Genomic DNA, 16,087 nt, shown 5'->3' with positions numbered 1-16,087 from the left:
AACGCCGGATGGCCACCGGGTTTCGGTGGCCATCCGGGGAAATTCAGGAGTCGGATCCGGTGTCGATGTCGCCGTCGGGGGCGGTGGGCGGCCCGGTGTCGACCTCGGGGGCGCCCTTCTCCGGCAGCGTGGGCTCGGCCGGGGCGGGCGGTGCCTCCGGGGCCTCCGGCGGGCCGGCGGCCAGCAGGCGCTCCAGGCGCGGCCCGGCCAGGCGCAGGAACTTGCGCTGCGCCCGGGTCCGGTCCAGCACGGCGACCTCCAGCTGCCCGATCGGGGAGCGTTCGCCGCCCGGCTCGGTCAGCGCGGCGAGCGCGGCGTCCAGGGCCTCGGCCAGCGACAGACCCGGGCGGTAACGCTCCTTGAGCCGCCCGGCCACCGCGTCGGACTGCCCGCCGATGACCGCCATGCCCTGCTCGTCGAAGACCGAGCCGTCGAAGGTCAGCCGGTAGATCTGGTCCCCCTCGGCGGAGTCGCCCACCTCGGCGACCACGATCTCCACCTCCAGCGACTTGATCGAGTCGGTGAAGATCATGCCGAGCTGCTGCGCGTACAGGTTGGCCAGGCCGCGGCCGGTCACGTCGTTGCGGTTGTAGGTGTAGCCGTTGATATCGGCATACCTGATCCCCGCCAGACGCAGCGACTCGAACTCGTTGTAGCGGCCGACCGCGGCGAAGCCGATCCGGTCGTAGATCTCGCTGATCTTGTGCAGGGCCTTGGACGGGTTCGGCGCCACGAACAGGATGCCGTCCGCGTACTGGATGACGACCACGCTCCGGCCGCGGGCGATGCCCTTCCGCGCGTATTCCGCCCGGTCGCGCATGATCTGCTCGGGCGATGCGTATCCGAAAGGTATGGACACCTCGTGGGGTTCCTCTCTAGCGCAGCGGGGCGGTGGGGCCGTCGGGGTTGGCCATCCGGGCTTCCAGCATCGCGTGCACGTAGCCCGCGACCTCGTCGTCGCCGAGGCGCCGGTAGCCGTCCGCCGTGATCACCGCGGCCACCGGCCAGATCTTACGGGTCACGTCGGGCCCGCCGGTCGCCGAGTCGTCGTCGGCCGCGTCGTACAGGGCTTGCACGCAGGTCAGCACCGCGTCCTCGGGCGAGGCGTTCTCCCGGTAGAGCTTCTTCAGCGACCCCTTGGCGAAGATCGAACCGGATCCGATGGCATGGTACTGCTGCTGCTCGTAGGGCCCGCCGCCCACGTCGTAACCGAAGATCCGCCCGGCGTCCAGGTTCGGATCGTACGCCGCGAAGATCGGGACCACCGCGAGGCCCTGCATGGCCATCGGCAGGTTGCCCTTGATCATGGCGGCGAGCCGGTTGGCCTTGCCGTCGGTGGAGAGCGAGCGGCCCTCCAGCTTCTCGTAGTGTTCGAGTTCGACCTGGTAGAGCCGGGCCATCTCGATGCCGGTGCTGGCGGTTCCGGCGATGCCGAGGCAGGAGTAGTCGTCGGTGCGGAAGACCTTCTCTATATCCCGCTGCAGGATCATGTTGCCGGAGGTGGCACGCCGGTCGCCGGCCATCACCACGCCGCCCGCGCAGGTCACCGCGATGATCGTGGTCGCGTGCGGGATCTGGTCGCCGACCGGGACGGCCAGCGTCTCGGACCGGAACGGCAGCAGATCCGACGCGTGCATGCCCAAGAACTCGGTGAACGACGAAGAACCCGTATTCGTGAAGAGGTTGTTCATCCAGGCCTGCTGCTGAGATGCCACGCGACTCCCTCCAATGTGTCGTCTGTTTAGGCCGACCCTACTCACCTCGGCGCACTGCTTGCACTCTTCCCGATCAGCTGAGCGCGAACCGCTTTCAAGATCCCGGGCATATCTTTGTACGACTTGCGCCCGGGGTATACCGATCCTTCGTGAAGACCTGCCATCGGAGGGTGACTTGGAGATCGAGGTGGCGAACCCCTCGGCGTACGAGCGGACGGGGTTGATCTTCACCGATCTGCCGGAGAGCCGTCCGCATCTGCGCACGCGTGCGGGGGCCTGGGTGCCGGTTCAGTGGCTGGAGCACGGTCCGACGCTCGTCGGCGGCGTGGTCGTGGAGCCTGTCGTGACCGTGGCCGCCCGGGTCACGGTCCCCGCGTCGGGGAGGATCGTCCTAATCGCGTCCGCCGCGCCCGCTTTGTCTCCCGGCTCCGGCCGTGGCGGCGGCCTGCCCGTCCCGGGAGTTCTCGACAACGGCCTGCTCCGGGTCGAGGCGGCCCCCGACGGGACGATTTCGCTGCGGGCTCCGGACGGCAGGGAGATCCACGGGATCGGATGCGGCGTGCCCGGCCCGGTCGAGGTCGACGACGTCGTGCGCGGCACGCTCGTCTCGGCGACGGAGATCATCGGGGGCGGGCTGACCGCGCGCGTGGAACTCCGCGCGGGTGAGCCGTTCGCCCGCCTGGAAGCGGGCCTTCTGGAGGGAGGCCAGGGCGCTCGCCTGGCGGTCATCCGGGATAAGGCGTCGCGTTTCGCGGTGATGCCATGCCCGGGTGATAAATCGGTGTTCGCCCGGCTGGCTCGGGAATACCGCCACGACCTGCTCGTCATGCCCCGGAGCGAACGACGCGGCGCCCCATCTCAGTAGAACTGGGACAGGAACGCCGCGGTTCACGCAGAGAGTCCCCGGACGTCGCCGGCGACCGGCGGTGATGCACGCTGAGCCGCGTCACCGCCGGCTACCGGGCCGGTTCGCGGGCCCGCACGGCCCGGCGAAATACGCTCGACTTCGGTCACACTGGACGGGGAATCCCCCCTTACTCGCCGCCCTTCTGCACGTAGCTGCGCACGAATTCCTCGGCGTTCTCCTCGAGCACCTCGTCGATCTCGTCGAGGATCGCGTCCACGTCGTCGGTGAGCTTCTCATGCCGTTCCTGGACATCGGTGGCGTCCTGCGCCTCGACGTCGTGGGTCTCGCTCTCTTGGCGGCCGGTCTGCTTCTGACCGCCGGTGTCCTTGCTGGCCATCGGTGATACCTCCGCTCGGGGGACGTCTCTGCTTCATATCTTCCCCGAACCGACCGACAACTCGCCTGAATCGTCGTGTGATCTTTGGCTCGGCTGAAGGAGTCCCGACAGATAACCCGTTGAGCGGCGTAAAGGCAAATACCCTTGACTGGATAGCGAAACTATCCAATTATTGGATAGCACAGCTTCCCAATGAAACGGATCCGCGCATGTCCCCCTCCTCGCTCTCCACGGCCGGAGTGCTGCTCATCACCGTCTCCGGCGTCGGCATCGGCGGGCTCTCCCTGCTGGGCCACATCCTCGGGCGCATCCCCGGCTACCTCGACAACCCGGTCAGACGCGGCCTCTGGCGAGCCGGACACGCCCATGCGGGCGTTTTGGTGCTCTTCGCACTGGTCGCCCTGCTATACCTGGATCATGCAGATCTCTCGGACGGCATGCGCTCCCTGGCCCGGGTGCTGATCGTCGCCGCCCCCATCCTGATGCCGCTCGGCTTCTTCCTGTCGGTCGTACGGCCGTCTGATACGAAGCCGAACAAACTGATATGGCTTACCGTGCTCGGCGGGGTCGGACTGGGCGCCGGGACGATGATCCTTGGAATCGGCCTGGTGTAGATAGGATCGTTATCTCCCGTACGGGGAGTGACGCCGCACTCCGGAACCGTGACAGAGCACAATATGGAACTCGGAACGCGGGAAATGCAGGGCTCGGAGCAGACGGGTGGATATGGGAACGGATCGCGCACGACTGCTCCTTGAGCGTTATCGGCTTGCGTCGCCGATTCGTCGTGATGGCACGGGCATCATGTGGCAGGCTCATGACCTGCGGCTGACCCGGGACGTGGCGATCAAGGAGGTGCAGCCGCCGTACCGGATGGACATGCCCGACCTGGAGGACACCCGGCGGCGCGCCCTCAAGGAGGCGCGGTCGGCAGCGCGGCTGAGCCATCCCGGGATCATCACCGTGCACGATCTGTTCGAGGAGAACGGGCGGCTCTGGATCGTGACCGAGTTCCTGGAGGGGCTGACCCTCAAGGAGACGATCGGGCACATCGGCCGCATCCCGGTCCGCTGGTCGGCCTGGCTGGGGTTCCAGCTTCTGGCGGGGATCCGGCACGCGCATCTGTGCGGGGTCGTGCACGGTGACATCAAGCCGGAGAACATCCTGCTCACCGGGGATCGGGTGGTGCTCACCGATTTCGGCATCGCGGCGATGGAGGAGGACAGCACGGCCTCCCAGACCATTCCGCTCACCCGGTCGGCCGCCTATCTCGCTCCCGAGCGCATGCGCGGCGAGGCCGCCACGCACGCGTCGGATCTGTGGTCGCTGGGGGCGACCATGTACGCGGCGGTGGAGGGGCGGCCGCCCTATCCCGGGGACGGGCCGCTGTCCATGCTCGGGATGGCGCTGACCCACGAGCCCGATCCGCCGTCGAACGCCGGAGCCCTGTGGCCGGTCATCGAGGGCCTGCTGCGGCGCGAGGCCGCCCGCCGCCTGACCGGCGAGGCGGTCGCCCTCCTGCTGGCCGACCTCCTCCGCCGCGAGGGCATCTCCGCCGCCGCTCCTGGCCGCCGCCCCCAGACCCTCCCGTCCAGCGAGAACCTCCCGCCCGGCGCCTTTACATTGTAGATTCGGCAAGCGCCTCGATCGCGACCGCGGACTTCTCCGTCAGCCCGATTCCGCCGAGCGCGGCGCGGGTCAGCGTCGGCTCTGAACGGCCGGCCAAGAAAACTAAGATTTCCGGTCCCGCTCAATGGAAAGCTTGATCCGCACCGGCAAGATACGGTCACGACTCGTTTTAGGCTCCGCCAGACCCGGTTCTCCGAATTGTCGCCGCACTTCAGACGGGTGGCGAATTTTACGCGATCATCCGGATCACGTCCACGTCCGCAAGCACCCAGTCCGAACTGGGCGCGAGCCTGCAGGCGGAGATGAACGGCCTGATCGCCTCCGGCAGCTTCAAAGCCTCGTTCGAAACGGCGCAAAGCAATTCGAGCACACGATCGGAGTTCACCGCGTCCATGTACCAGAATGCCGGCGCGGGCGCGCAGATCTCGCCCGCCGTCAGCATCGACGACGTGATCAGGCGGTTCAAGGAGTTCCCGGAGATCGCCAGGAGCAGCGCGGCGGCGTACGAGACGGAAGTCGCCACCTATGACACGATCCCGCTGCCGCTGCCCACTCCCGAGGAGCGCGACGACTGCCTGCTGGCCCTGGCCGACACCCGGGAGAAGAAACTGCATTACCTGCAGGCCCGCAACGATCTGGAGTTCGCGCTGCAGAATCCGGACTTCTTCGACGAGATGCCGCCCAGCGACGTGCTCACCGGGGCGGTCTCGGTGTACACGAAACTCATCAACGCGGCGATGGCCCATGCCGTGCGGCTCTCCCGCGGCGAGATCACACCGCCCCAGATATTCGATCCCGCCACCGCGTCGCTGGCGGAGCCCGCGCCCGTGCCGCTGAAAAAGAAGAGGACCGAAGGTCTGACGGTGATCGCGAGCCCGATGTCAGCGGCGAACTTCCCGAAGCTCGTGTTCAACGTGCCGGACCACTGCCAGGTGACCACGCGGATGACCGTCTCGTACGCGGAATCGGCCATTCCCGCCGCACGGCACGCGGGAATGGTGCTGGCCGCGCCGACCGGCCATTACGTGGGCATCAGCAAGCGCGTCGATTCGGGCGGGCAGCAGGTTGGCGGCGTGTCCGGCGACGTGCCCGGGCAGCTTTTCCCCTTCGCCGACGCGCGGCCGTACTTCGAGGAGACGGTTCACCTGAGCATGACCATCAGGAACCGGAAGATGCGCAAGGTGGAGTTCAGCAGGGACGGCACGGAATGGACGGCGCTCCCGGCCAAGTCCATGAGCAAAGCGGGGGTGCAGATACCCGAGAAGAAGCTCTTCCTGTTCGCTTCGTCCGCGGACGACAAGCCGGTCAACGTGAAGTTCCCGGCGCCGAAGATCGAAGCGCTGGCCCCTGAGGGCTAGGACGCCGGTCCTCACATCGCTCAACTGGATTCGAGGTCTCCTTCGGCCTTCAGGTAGACCTCCTGGAGACGCTGGAGGATTTCAGGGTCCGGGTGTTCCCACATGCCGCGTCCGGCCGCTTCCAGGAGGCGTTCGGTGATGCCGTGGAGCGCCCAAGGGTTGGATTCGGTGAGGAAACGCTGGTTCTCCTCGTCCAGGACGTAGGTGGCGGCGAGCTTGTCGTACATCCAGTCGGCGACCACGCCGGTGGTGGCGTCGTAGCCGAACAGGTAGTCGACGGTGGCGGCCAGTTCGAACGCGCCCTTGTAGCCGTGCCTGCGCATCGCGGCCAGCCAGCGGGGGTTGACGACCCGGGCGCGGAAGATCCTGCTGGTCTCCTCGGAGAGGCTCCGGGTGCGCACGGCGTCGGGGCGCGTGCTGTCGCCGATGTACGCGGCGGGGGCTTTGCCGGTGAGGGCGCGGACGGTGGCGATCATGCCGCCGTGGTACTGGAAATAGTCGTCGGAGTCCGCGATGTCGTGTTCCCGGGTGTCGACGTTCTTGGCGGCGACGTTGATCCGCCGGTAGGCCGATTCCATGTCCTCGCGGGCCGCGATGCCGTCGACGCCGCGGCCGTAGGCGAATCCGCCCCAGACCGCGTACACCTCGGCCAGGTCGGTGTCGTCCCGCCAGTTGCGGCTGTCGATGAGTGGGAGCAAGCCCGCGCCGTACGCCCCCGGCGCCGACCCGAAGATCCGCAACGTGGCCCGCTCGCCCCGCGCGGCGTCGGCCAGCACGTGCTCGCGGACGAAGTTCCCCGGTTCATCCAGCTTCGCGACCAGCTTGACCGCGTCATCCAGCATGGCCACGACATGGGGGAACGCGTCGCGGAAGAAGCCGCTGATCCGCACGGTCACATCGACACGTGGCCGTCCGAGTTCCCCGGCGGCGATCGCCTCCAGCCCGGTGACCCGGCGCGACGCGTCATCCCACACCGGCCGCACGCCCAGCAGCGCGAGCACCTCGGCGATGTCGTCCCCCGCCGTGCGCATCGCGCTGGTCCCCCAAATGGACAAACCCACCGATCGGGGCCACTCCCCCGTATCCGCTCGATACCGCTCGACCAGCGACTCCGCCATCGCCTGCCCGGTCTCCCACGCCAGCCTGCTCGGCACGGCCTTCGGATCGACCGAGTAGAAGTTCCGCCCGGTCGGCAGCACATTGACCAGCCCCCTTAGGGGCGATCCACTGGGCCCGGCAGGAACATATCCTCCGTTCAGCGCGTGCAGCACGTTATCGATCTCATCGGTGGTACGCGCCAGCCGAGGCACAACCTCCACAGCGGCAAACCGCAACACCCGCTCGACCAAGCCGTGATCCGCTGGAATCGCGCTATCCGTGAGTCCAAGGATTTCGCGAACGACCTCGGGGGCGGCGTCGGGTGTCCAGGCTCGGGCTTCCATCGCCGATACCAGTGCGCGGGCGGTCGCCTCGGCTTCGTCGACTCCGATTCGGGTCGCGTCTCCTGTCTCCGACAGTCCGAGGGCCTCGCGGAGGCCGGGCAGGGCCTCGGAACCCGCCCACATCTGCCGGGCTCGGAGCATGGCCAGGACGAGGTCGACCCTGGCCTCTCCTTCGGGGGCGACGCCGAGCACGTGCAGGCCGTCCCGGATCTGGACGTCTTTGACCTCGCAGAGCCAGCCGTCGACGTGGAGGAGGAAGTCGTCGAATTCGGCGTCGTGCGGGCGGTCGTCGAGGCCGAGGTCGTGGTCGAGGCGGGCGGCCTGGATCAGGGTCCAGATCTGGGCGCGGATGGCGGGCAGTTTGGCGGGGTCCATGGCGGCTATGGACGCGTGCTCGTCGAGGAGTTGTTCCAGGCGGGCCAGGTCGCCGTAGGTGTCGGCGCGGGCCATCGGCGGAACGAGGTGGTCGACGAGGGTGGCGTGAGCGCGGCGTTTGGCCTGGGTGCCCTCGCCCGGGTCGTTGACCAGGAACGGATATATCAGCGGAAGGTCGCCGAGGGCCGCGTCGGGTCCGCAGGAAGCGGAGAGCCCTGCCGACTTGCCGGGCAGCCATTCGAGGTTGCCGTGTTTGCCAACGTGGACGACGGCATGCGCCTGGAACGTGTCGGACAGCCAGCGATAAGCGGCGAGATAGTGGTGACTGGGCGGCAGGTCGGGATCGTGGTAGATGGCGATCGGGTTCTCGCCGAATCCACGCGGCGGCTGCACCATGACGACGACGTTCCCCGACCGCAGCGCGGCCAGCACGATATCCCCGTCCTGGACGTAGAGCTCCCCAGGCGGCGGCCCCCAGTGCCGTTCCATCCCCTCCCGCAGATCCCCGGGAAGGGTGCGATACCACTCGATGTAACGCTCGGCGGGGATCCGGACGGGATTGCCCGCCAACTGCTCCTCAGTGAGCCAGTCGGGATCCTGCCCACCCGCCGCGATGAGCGCGTGAATGAGCGCATCCCCCTCGTGGCGGGGCAGATCCTCGCCGAGCTCGTACCCGCTCGCCGCCATCGCGTCCAGCAGCCGGACCACGCTCGCGGGCGTGTCCAGACCGACGGCGTTCCCGATCCGGGAATGTTTCGTCGGATACGCCGACAACATGATCGCGATCCGACGGTCGGCCGCGGGCACATGCCGGAGCAGCCCGTGCCGTACCGCGATCCCGGCCACCCGCGCGGCCCGCTCCGTGTCGGCGACGTACACCGTGAGCCCATCCGCGTCGATCTCCTTGAAGGAGAAGGGAACGGTGATGAGCCGCCCGTCGAACTCCGGAATCGCGACCTGCGTGGCCGCGTCCAGCGGCGAAAGCCCGTCGTCCCCCGCCTCCCAGGAAGCCCGATCCCCCGTGAGACAGAGCCCCTGAATGATCGGGATGTCCAGCTCCGCCAGCGCCCCCACATCCCAGGCTTCGTCGTCCCCGCCCGCCGACGCGGTCGCGGGCCTGGTCCCCCCGGCCGCCAGCACCGTGACCACAAGCGCGTCCACCCGCCGCAAAGCCGCGAAAAGCCCCGGCTCCGCAGTCCGCAGCGACGCGCAGTACACCGGCAGCGCCCGCCCCCCTGCCGCCTCGACGGCATCACAGAGCGCCTCCACGAACGCGGTGTTCCCGGCCACATGGTGCGCCCGGTAGTAGAGCACACCAACCACCGGCCGCGGCCCCGCTGACGACTCCGCGTGGTGGTCGGGGCGGGACAGGATTCCCCAGGTGGGCAGTGGCGTGGGCGGTTCGAAGCCGTGGCCGGTGAGGAGCACCGTGTCGGAGAGGAAATGGTGGAGTTCCGCCAGGTTGGCCGGTCCGCCGTGGGCCAGGTACGCGTGCGCCTCCGCGCACACCCCGCCCGGGACGGTGGACAGTTCCATCAGCTCGGCGTCCGGCGCCTGCTCACCCCCGAGCACAAGGACAGGGACCGGCCCGGCGAGCAGGAGGTCCAGACCCTCCTCCCAGGCCCGGCGGCCACCCAGGAGCCGTACGACGACAAGATCGGCGCCGTCCAGCAGGTCGGGAAGATCGTCCGGCCGGAGCCTGGCCGGGTTCGCGAGGCGATAGCCGGCGCCGCTCGCACGGGCGCTGAGCAGGTCGGTGTCGGACGTGGACAGCAGCAGGATCACGCGAAAGCCCTCCCTCGGGGTCCGCGCCCCGGGTCGTCGAAGTCACGACGGCGCGAGTGTCCTGGCTCCCGGCTCGACGCTCCCCCCGGCCTTCCCTGTGACAGTGGCCATGGTGGGGTTCGCTCCCCGGTGACAGTGGCGGGACCGCGCCGGATTCACACCGGCTTCCTCATTCGCCGTCGCCACGATGACCCTATGCCACCCACGCTTTCCAGGACAGCCCGCCCAGACTTCACCGAGTGGGCACCCCTGTGGACGCGGCGGCCAACAGTGCGCCGGCGTTCAACCAGACCGCCGCACCTGTGCGGAGATGCCGCCACGCGTGAGCGGTGGCCGGACGACCGTCGCTCCCGCTTCTTCCGCGATGAGCGCGCCCGCCGCCCAGTCGTACACGTAGAGGTCGCTCTCGACGTAGGAGTCGACGTGGCCGGCCGCGACCGCACACAGGGCGAGCGCCGCAGATCCGAGAGCCCGTACGTCGTCGAAACCGTGGAGGGCCCGGGAGAGATCCTCGACCTGGGTGGCGCGGAGGTCGGCGTCGTACGAGAGCCCGGTGGCCAGGATCCTGGGTGCGCCAGGTGCGCAACATGCGGAGAGCGCTTGCCGGCCCTCGTCGGTCTCGGCCCAGGCGCCGTAGCCCCGAGCGGCTCCGTAGGTGATTCGGAGTGCCGGAGTGATCACCACTCCGGCGATCCAGTGGGCCAGGACCGGGGAGTAGGCGGCGACGGAGACAGCGTAATGAGGGAGACCGAGCAGGAAGTTGGTCGTGCCGTCGATGGGGTCGACGTACCACTCGAGGGTTGGCGCGTCTGACTCGTTGACGCCGGATTCCTCACCGATGACGCGGTCCCCGGGCCGGGTGCGGGCGAGTTCGGATGTGATCGCCCGCTCTGCGGCGACGTCGATGTCGGTGACCACGTCGCCACGGGCCTCCTTCGCCCTCGCCGAGCGCGGCCGATCGGCGAGCGCCACGACGGCCGCTCCCGCCCGCGCCGCCTGGAGGGCGACCTCGAGCACGGTCAGCGGATGGTCCGGACCGCTGACGGCGCGGGCGAGCGCGGCGTCAGACACGGACGGTGCGCAAGGTCTCGACGCTGCTCATGAGTTCGCGCACGCGGGACTCGTCGGCCTCGTTCTCGAATCGGCCGTCCTTCTTGAAGAAGGTCCCCACGATCGCACCGTCGGCGAAGGAGAGGACCTGCTCGGCGGTGTCCGCCCGGACGCCGGTGTTGACGAAGACCGGCACGTCACCGGCGTTCTGCTTGACGGTGCGCAGCGCCTCCAGGTCGGTCGCCGACCCCGCGGTCGGGCCGGAGACGCACAGCGCGTCGGGAAGGGCGGCGAACACCGTCGTCTTGGTGATCGAGGCGAGGTCTCGGTCGACGAGGTACTTCGCGGACTCCGGGACGATGTTGAACAGCAGCCGTACGTGGCCGGCCCCGATGCGGGAGCGGTGCCGGGCCACCTCGCCGACGTTGGTGTCCCACAGGCCGAAGTCGCTCGCGTAGACTCCTGTGAAAATCTCACGGACCCACTTCGCGCCGGTGGCCATGGCGAGGTCGATGGACGCCCGCCCGTCCCAGAGGACGTTGACGCCGAAGGGGATCGTGATGTCGTCCATCATCTGGCCGATGACCCTGGCCATGGTGACCGCGGTGATGGGCTCGGTCCTGGTCATGTACGGGAGGCTGAACTCGTTCGAGAACATGACTCCGTCGACCCCTCCGGCCTGCAACCGGTCCAGCTCCCTGCGGGCGCGGCGCACGATCGCGTCGAGCCCTCCCTTCGCGTCGTAGCCGGGATCGCCCGGAAGCGCGGACAGGTGCAGCATCGCGATCACGGGTTTCGGTGTGGCGAACACCTCTCCCAACCAGTTGCTCATGGATGGCTCTGCCTCTCAGCTTGTCGGTGCGGGCTGCGGGGGCCACTATATGTGAACCAGAAACAGAAATGCGAGCCCGACAACCCGTAACATGTTTGAAACGCACAGAATATTGTGAACTGGACACAGGGAGGGTTAGGGTCTGTGGCCATGACAGCCAAGCGACGGCGGGCACTCGTGGAGGAGAGCATCCTGCGGCTCGGCGAGGTGGACTTCGCCTCGCTCGCCCGGGAGTTCTCAGTGTCGGAGATGACGATTCGCCGCGACGTGGACGCCCTTGAGGTGCGGGGGATCGTCCGCCGGGTCACCGGCGGAGTGATCGCGCTGGCCCGCAAGGTCGCCGAACCGCCGTTCCAGGCCCGGGTGGCGGAGGCGAGCGAGGAGAAGGGGCACATCGCCGAGGCAGTGGTCGCCATGCTCTCGGCCGGCGAGACGGTGGTGCTCGACAGCGGCAGCACGGTGCTCGCCGTCGCACGCGCCATCCGGGGCCGAGGGCTGGGTCTCACGGTCATCACACCGAGCGTTCTGGCCGCCGTCGAGCTCGGGGACGAGCCCGACACCACGGTGATTCTCACCGGCGGCACCCTGCGGCCGGGAGACCTCAGCCTCGTGGGCCACGACGCCGCCGACACCTTCAAGCGGTACAACGCCGACACCTTCGTCATGGGCGTGGCGGGTGTGCACCCGGACCGGGGTTTCTCGGACTATCACCGGGGCGAGAGCGCGGTGAAGGACGCCGCCATGCAGGCCAGCGACCGGGTGATCGTCGCCATCGACCGCAGCAAGCTCGGCCGCAGCACCCTGGTCAACATCGCTCCGACAACGAGCGTCGACGTCATCGTCTGCGATGCGGCCGAGAACGACGCCACCGTGCGGAAGATCCGCCAGCTCGGCGTGACCGTGACCTGCGTACCCGGCGGAGCCATGCGGCCCGCGCAGGCGACGGACGACACGCTGGTCAAGGAGCCGTCGTCGTGAGCGCGTACCTACTCGGCATCGACGTCGGCACGACCGGGACCAAGTGTGTCCTCGTGGACGTGGACGGTTCGGTCGTCGCCAGCCACACGACCCCGAACGAGCTCCGGTCGGAGCACGCCGGGTGGGCCGAGGCCGACCCGGTCGCCTGGGGCGACGGCATCGTCTCCGGCATCCGGGCCCTACTGTCCCGGTCGGGTGTCGACCCCGGTGACATAGCCGGCGTGTCCAGTTCGGGGATGGTCCCGGCCGTTGTGCTCCTGGACACGACCGGTCGGCCGCTACGCGCGGCGATCCTGCAGAACGACGCCAGGGCGACCGCCGAGATCGATGAACTGCGGACGGCCCTTGGCCACCTCGACCTCGTCCAGCTGACGGGAAGCGCCCTGAGTCAGCAGTCTGTCGCGCCAACCGCCCTCTGGCTGCAACGCCACGAGCCCGAGGCGTGGAGCAGGGCGACGGCCGTCGTCGGCAGCTATGACTGGGCGCTGATCCGCCTGGGTGCCCCGGTGCACACGGAACGGAACTGGGCGCTGGAATCCGGTCTGTTCACCATCTCCGGCGCGATCGCCGAGCCCGTGCTCGCGGCCGCCCACCTGGACCCGGCGCTGCTCCCGCCGACCCTGTCGCCCGGCACTCCGGTCGGCGCGGTCACCCGCTCCGTGGCCAGGGAGACCGGTCTGGTGGAGGGGACGCCGCTCGTGGTCGGCGGTGCCGACCACGTGCTCAGCGCGTACGCCGCCGGCGTAGGCTCCCCCGGCGACTGGCTGGTCAAGCTCGGGGGCGCGGGCGACATCCTCGTCGCCAGCCGTACCCCGGTGGTCGACCCACGGGTGTACCTGGACGCGCATCCGGTGCCCGGCCTGTGGCTGCCCAACGGCTGCATGGCGACGAGCGGGAGCCTGATCCGCTGGTACCGGACGCTCATCGGCGGGCCCGAATTGAGCGCGCTCGACGACGAGGCCGCCGCTCGTGAGCCCGGGGCGGTGCTGTGTCTGCCCTACTTCCTCGGTGAGAAGTCCCCGATCCACGACCCGCTGCTGCGGGGCGCGTTCGTCGGCCTTCACCTGGGCCACACCCGGGCCGACCTGTACCGCTCCGTCCTGGAGGCGATCGCGTTCGGGTTCAGGCACCACATGGAGGTCTTCGCGGAGATCGGTGTCCCGCTGACCCGGGCGCTGATCACCAACGGGGGGAGCAAATCGACGCTGTGGAAGCAGATCCACGCTGACGTCCTGGGCCAGCCCATGCATCCCGTCATCGACCACCCCGGGGCATCGCTCGGGGCCGCGCTGGCCGTCGGCGTCGGCGTCAAGCTGCTACCGGACTGGGAAAGCGCCCTCAAGGGACTTCGTCTCGGTCCGGCGGTGGAGCCCGATCAACGGCGATCGTCGACATACGACGAGAGGTATCGCCAGTGGCGTGATCTCGGCACCTCCGTGGCACCCCACTCCCACGCACTGGCAAGGAGCAACGAGCAATGACCACCACCGTCATCACCGGGGCCGGCGGCGGCATCGGCCGCGCCATCGCCACCGAACTGGCCGACCGGGGCCACCGCGTCGTCGTCACCGATGTAGACCTGGCCGCCGCGGAGGCGACGGTCGCCCAGCTGTCCACCCAGCACGTCGCCGACCATTGGGCCCGGCGGCTCGACGTCCGCGACCCGCGGGCGGCGGCGACGGTCGCCGAGGAGGTCGACGCCGCCCACGGACTGGACGCGTGGGTCAACAACGCCGGGATATCGGCGATGGTCCCGTTTCTTGACGTCGAGCCCGCGCAGGTCGAGCGAACCCTGTCCATCAACCTCGCCGCGGTTTTCACCTGCGGCCAGGCGGCCGCACGGGTCATCGCCCGGCGTGGCGGGGGCCGGATCGTCAACATCGCTTCGATGGCCGGCAAGCAGGGCCGGGTCCCGTATCTCAGTGACTACGTCGCCTCCAAGTTCGGCGTCATCGGCCTTACCCAGGCCATGGCCTTCGAACTCGCCGAGGTGGGGATCCGCGTCAACAGCGTGTGCCCCGGCTACGTCGCCACCCCGATGCAGGATCGCGAGCTGATCTGGGAGGCGTCCCTGCGGGACACGACGACGGAAGCGGTACGCGACCTCTATCTGCGGGACACGCCCCTTCGCCGGCTTGAGGAGCCCCGGGACGTCGCGAAGGTCGTCGCGTTCCTGCTCTCGGACGACGCCGAGTTCATCACGGGCGAGGCGATCGCGGTCAACGGCGGGGCCTTCATGGACTGACCAGGACCGCACACCAGGGCCGCCGAGAATCGACGACCCTGGCGCCGGTGACACACCCATCACAAAGGGACGACGCCCTCGCACGACGTCAGCCCACGACCCGAAGGATATCGAATGCGCATTCTCCGACGCCGCGCATTGGCAGGCATCGCGGCACTCGCCTGCCTCGGTCTTGCCGCCTGCTCCGGCAACTCCGGCTCCACGGATCCCTCCGGCGCGGCACCCGCCAGCCCCGGATCCCTGCGTGGCCAGAAGCTCACCCTGATCGCGATGAACGACCCGTTCGCCCCGACGCTGAAGACGCTGGCCGCCGAGTGGGGGCAGCAGAACGGCGTCGGCATCCAGGTGGACGTCGTCGGCTACGGCGACCTGGCCACCCGGGTGCGCAGCGACTTCGTCGGGCGTACGGCGAACTTCGACCTGCTCACGATGGACATCGTCTGGACCGGCGAGTTCGCGGAGGCCGGTTACACGGCCGACCTCACCAAGCTGATCGAGCGGGACAAGGACCAACTCCAGCTCGACGACATCTACGACGCGGCGTGGACCCAGGGTAAGTGGGGGGACAAGCAGGTCGCCTTCCCGCTCGCCGGCTACGTCAACCTGCTGAACTACCGAACCGACGTGTTCCAGCAGAAGGGCCTCGAAGCACCCAAGACCCTGGAGCAACTCGAGTCGGCCGCGCTCGCGATCGGCAAGTCGGGCACGCCGGCGGGCTGGGTCGCGAACGGCCAGCAGGGTCCGGCGGCCGCACAGGACTGGATGGCGTACGCGTTCCAGTCCGGTGGGCAGATCCTCGACACAGCCGGCAAGCCGGTGGTCAACTCAGCGGTGAACGTCAAGTCGCTGGAGACGTACAAGAAGTTGTTCGACGGCGCCGCCCCGGGCGGTGCGAAGGAGTTCGACTGGGGCCAGCGTGAGACAGCGTTCACGCAGGGCCAAGCCGCGATGGTTGAGAGCTGGAGCGTGAGCCGCGCCTCGTACGAGAAGCCGGACGTCTCCACCGTCGCGGGCAAGGTCGCCACCGTGCCGGCGCCGATGGCGTCGGGTGTCACGCCCAAGTACGCCTTCGGGGGCTGGGGTCTGGCAATCAATTCCGCAAGCGAGCATCAGGCCGCGGCGTGGGAGTTCATCAAGTGGGTCACCTCACCCGACGTGCAGAAGCGGTGGGTCGCCGACGGCGCCGGCTCGTACATCCGCAAGTCGACGGTGGAGGACAAGGAGTTGCTCGCGAAGTACCCCTTCCAGGATGTCATCGGCGAGGCACTCACCAACGGTGACGGTGACGCTCGCCCGCGGGTGCCGCAGTACTCCGAGATCGAGACCGCTGTCGGTACCGCCGTCAGCAAGGTCCTCACGCAGAACGTGTCCGCGCAGGCGGCCCTCGATGAGGCGCAGGACACCGTCGCGAAGCTTTTCTGATTCGACAGGGTG

Annotated in this window: 15 protein-coding genes and 1 riboswitch; of the genes, 8 read left to right on the top strand and 7 right to left on the bottom strand. The window is 68.8% G+C overall.

What is annotated here, in order from left to right; translation table 11 throughout:
* Positions 1 to 43: 43 nt before the first annotated feature.
* Together prcA and prcB are read right to left on the bottom strand one after the other, a co-directional pair.
* On the bottom strand, positions 44 to 859 hold the full coding sequence (gene prcA, locus Aple_RS38785) for a proteasome subunit alpha (RefSeq protein WP_155349749.1): 816 nt from the start codon (positions 857 to 859) through the stop codon (positions 44 to 46).
* Between the two features lie 16 nt (positions 860 to 875).
* Positions 876 to 1,691, bottom strand: a complete 816-nt coding sequence (gene prcB, locus Aple_RS38780) for a proteasome subunit beta (RefSeq protein WP_155349772.1) — start codon at positions 1,689 to 1,691, stop codon at positions 876 to 878.
* A 199-nt stretch (positions 1,692 to 1,890) separates the two neighbouring features.
* On the opposite strand from prcB, the gene Aple_RS38775 reads away from it, so the two are divergent.
* Positions 1,891 to 2,580, top strand: coding sequence for a hypothetical protein (locus Aple_RS38775; RefSeq protein ID WP_155349748.1), 690 nt, complete (start codon positions 1,891 to 1,893; stop codon positions 2,578 to 2,580).
* A 169-nt stretch (positions 2,581 to 2,749) separates the two neighbouring features.
* Here Aple_RS38775 and Aple_RS38770 read toward each other — a convergent pair whose 3' ends face one another.
* Positions 2,750 to 2,959, bottom strand: coding sequence for a ubiquitin-like protein Pup (locus tag Aple_RS38770; protein WP_155349747.1), 210 nt, complete (start codon positions 2,957 to 2,959; stop codon positions 2,750 to 2,752).
* Positions 2,960 to 3,168: 209 nt separating this feature from the next.
* Between Aple_RS38770 and Aple_RS38765 the strand changes: the two genes are divergently transcribed.
* Together Aple_RS38765 and Aple_RS38760 are read left to right on the top strand one after the other, a co-directional pair.
* Positions 3,169 to 3,573 carry a hypothetical protein gene (locus Aple_RS38765; protein WP_155349746.1) on the top strand — a complete coding sequence of 135 codons (405 nt, stop codon included), beginning with the start codon at positions 3,169 to 3,171 and terminating at the stop codon, positions 3,571 to 3,573.
* 190 nt (positions 3,574 to 3,763) lie between these two features.
* Positions 3,764 to 4,588: a serine/threonine-protein kinase gene (locus Aple_RS38760; protein WP_170321888.1), complete on the top strand. Its 825-nt coding sequence runs from the start codon at positions 3,764 to 3,766 to the stop codon at positions 4,586 to 4,588.
* A gap of 229 nt (positions 4,589 to 4,817) precedes the next feature.
* Here Aple_RS38760 and Aple_RS38755 read toward each other — a convergent pair whose 3' ends face one another.
* Complete coding sequence (locus Aple_RS38755; protein ID WP_155349744.1) at positions 4,818 to 5,054, bottom strand: hypothetical protein; 237 nt, start codon at positions 5,052 to 5,054, stop codon at positions 4,818 to 4,820.
* On the opposite strand from Aple_RS38755, the gene Aple_RS38750 reads away from it, so the two are divergent.
* On the top strand, positions 5,038 to 5,946 hold the full coding sequence (locus Aple_RS38750; RefSeq protein ID WP_155349743.1) for a hypothetical protein: 909 nt from the start codon (positions 5,038 to 5,040) through the stop codon (positions 5,944 to 5,946). The genes Aple_RS38755 and Aple_RS38750 overlap by 17 nt on opposite strands.
* Positions 5,947 to 5,966: 20 nt before the next feature.
* Here Aple_RS38750 and cobN read toward each other — a convergent pair whose 3' ends face one another.
* From cobN to Aple_RS38735, 3 genes are all read right to left on the bottom strand, one after another.
* Positions 5,967 to 9,548 (bottom strand): cobaltochelatase subunit CobN, encoded by a 3,582-nt coding sequence (cobN, locus tag Aple_RS38745; RefSeq protein WP_155349742.1) that lies wholly within the window; start codon positions 9,546 to 9,548, stop codon positions 5,967 to 5,969.
* 34 nt (positions 9,549 to 9,582) lie between these two features.
* Positions 9,583 to 9,759: riboswitch (cobalamin riboswitch) on the bottom strand.
* Between the two features lie 71 nt (positions 9,760 to 9,830).
* Positions 9,831 to 10,619: an inositol monophosphatase family protein gene (locus tag Aple_RS38740; RefSeq protein WP_155349741.1), complete on the bottom strand. Its 789-nt coding sequence runs from the start codon at positions 10,617 to 10,619 to the stop codon at positions 9,831 to 9,833.
* Positions 10,612 to 11,430, bottom strand: a complete 819-nt coding sequence (locus Aple_RS38735; protein ID WP_155349740.1) for a BtpA/SgcQ family protein — start codon at positions 11,428 to 11,430, stop codon at positions 10,612 to 10,614. Before Aple_RS38735 ends, Aple_RS38740 begins: the two co-directional genes overlap by 8 nt.
* A 150-nt stretch (positions 11,431 to 11,580) precedes the next feature.
* On the opposite strand from Aple_RS38735, the gene Aple_RS38730 reads away from it, so the two are divergent.
* The 4 genes from Aple_RS38730 (at position 11,581) to Aple_RS38715 (ending at position 16,075) form a co-directional block, all read left to right on the top strand.
* Positions 11,581 to 12,408 (top strand): DeoR/GlpR family DNA-binding transcription regulator, encoded by an 828-nt coding sequence (locus Aple_RS38730; protein ID WP_155349739.1) that lies wholly within the window; start codon positions 11,581 to 11,583, stop codon positions 12,406 to 12,408.
* Positions 12,405 to 13,889 (top strand): FGGY-family carbohydrate kinase, encoded by a 1,485-nt coding sequence (locus Aple_RS38725; RefSeq protein WP_155349738.1) that lies wholly within the window; start codon positions 12,405 to 12,407, stop codon positions 13,887 to 13,889. The genes Aple_RS38730 and Aple_RS38725 overlap by 4 nt, the downstream gene beginning before the upstream one ends.
* The gene (locus Aple_RS38720) at positions 13,886 to 14,653 is read left to right on the top strand and encodes an SDR family NAD(P)-dependent oxidoreductase (protein WP_155349737.1); all 768 of its coding nucleotides are present in this window, start codon (positions 13,886 to 13,888) and stop codon (positions 14,651 to 14,653) included. Before Aple_RS38725 ends, Aple_RS38720 begins: the two co-directional genes overlap by 4 nt.
* A 114-nt stretch (positions 14,654 to 14,767) precedes the next feature.
* Positions 14,768 to 16,075 carry an extracellular solute-binding protein gene (locus Aple_RS38715; RefSeq protein WP_155349736.1) on the top strand — a complete coding sequence of 436 codons (1,308 nt, stop codon included), beginning with the start codon at positions 14,768 to 14,770 and terminating at the stop codon, positions 16,073 to 16,075.
* The last annotated feature ends 12 nt before the right edge of the window (positions 16,076 to 16,087 follow it).

The sequence above is a fragment of the Acrocarpospora pleiomorpha genome (assembly GCF_009687885.1).
GTDB lineage: Bacteria > Actinomycetota > Actinomycetes > Streptosporangiales > Streptosporangiaceae > Acrocarpospora > Acrocarpospora pleiomorpha.
Note: the sequence above shows the minus strand (reverse complement) of the source record. Positions and strands in the feature narration are given on the sequence as shown.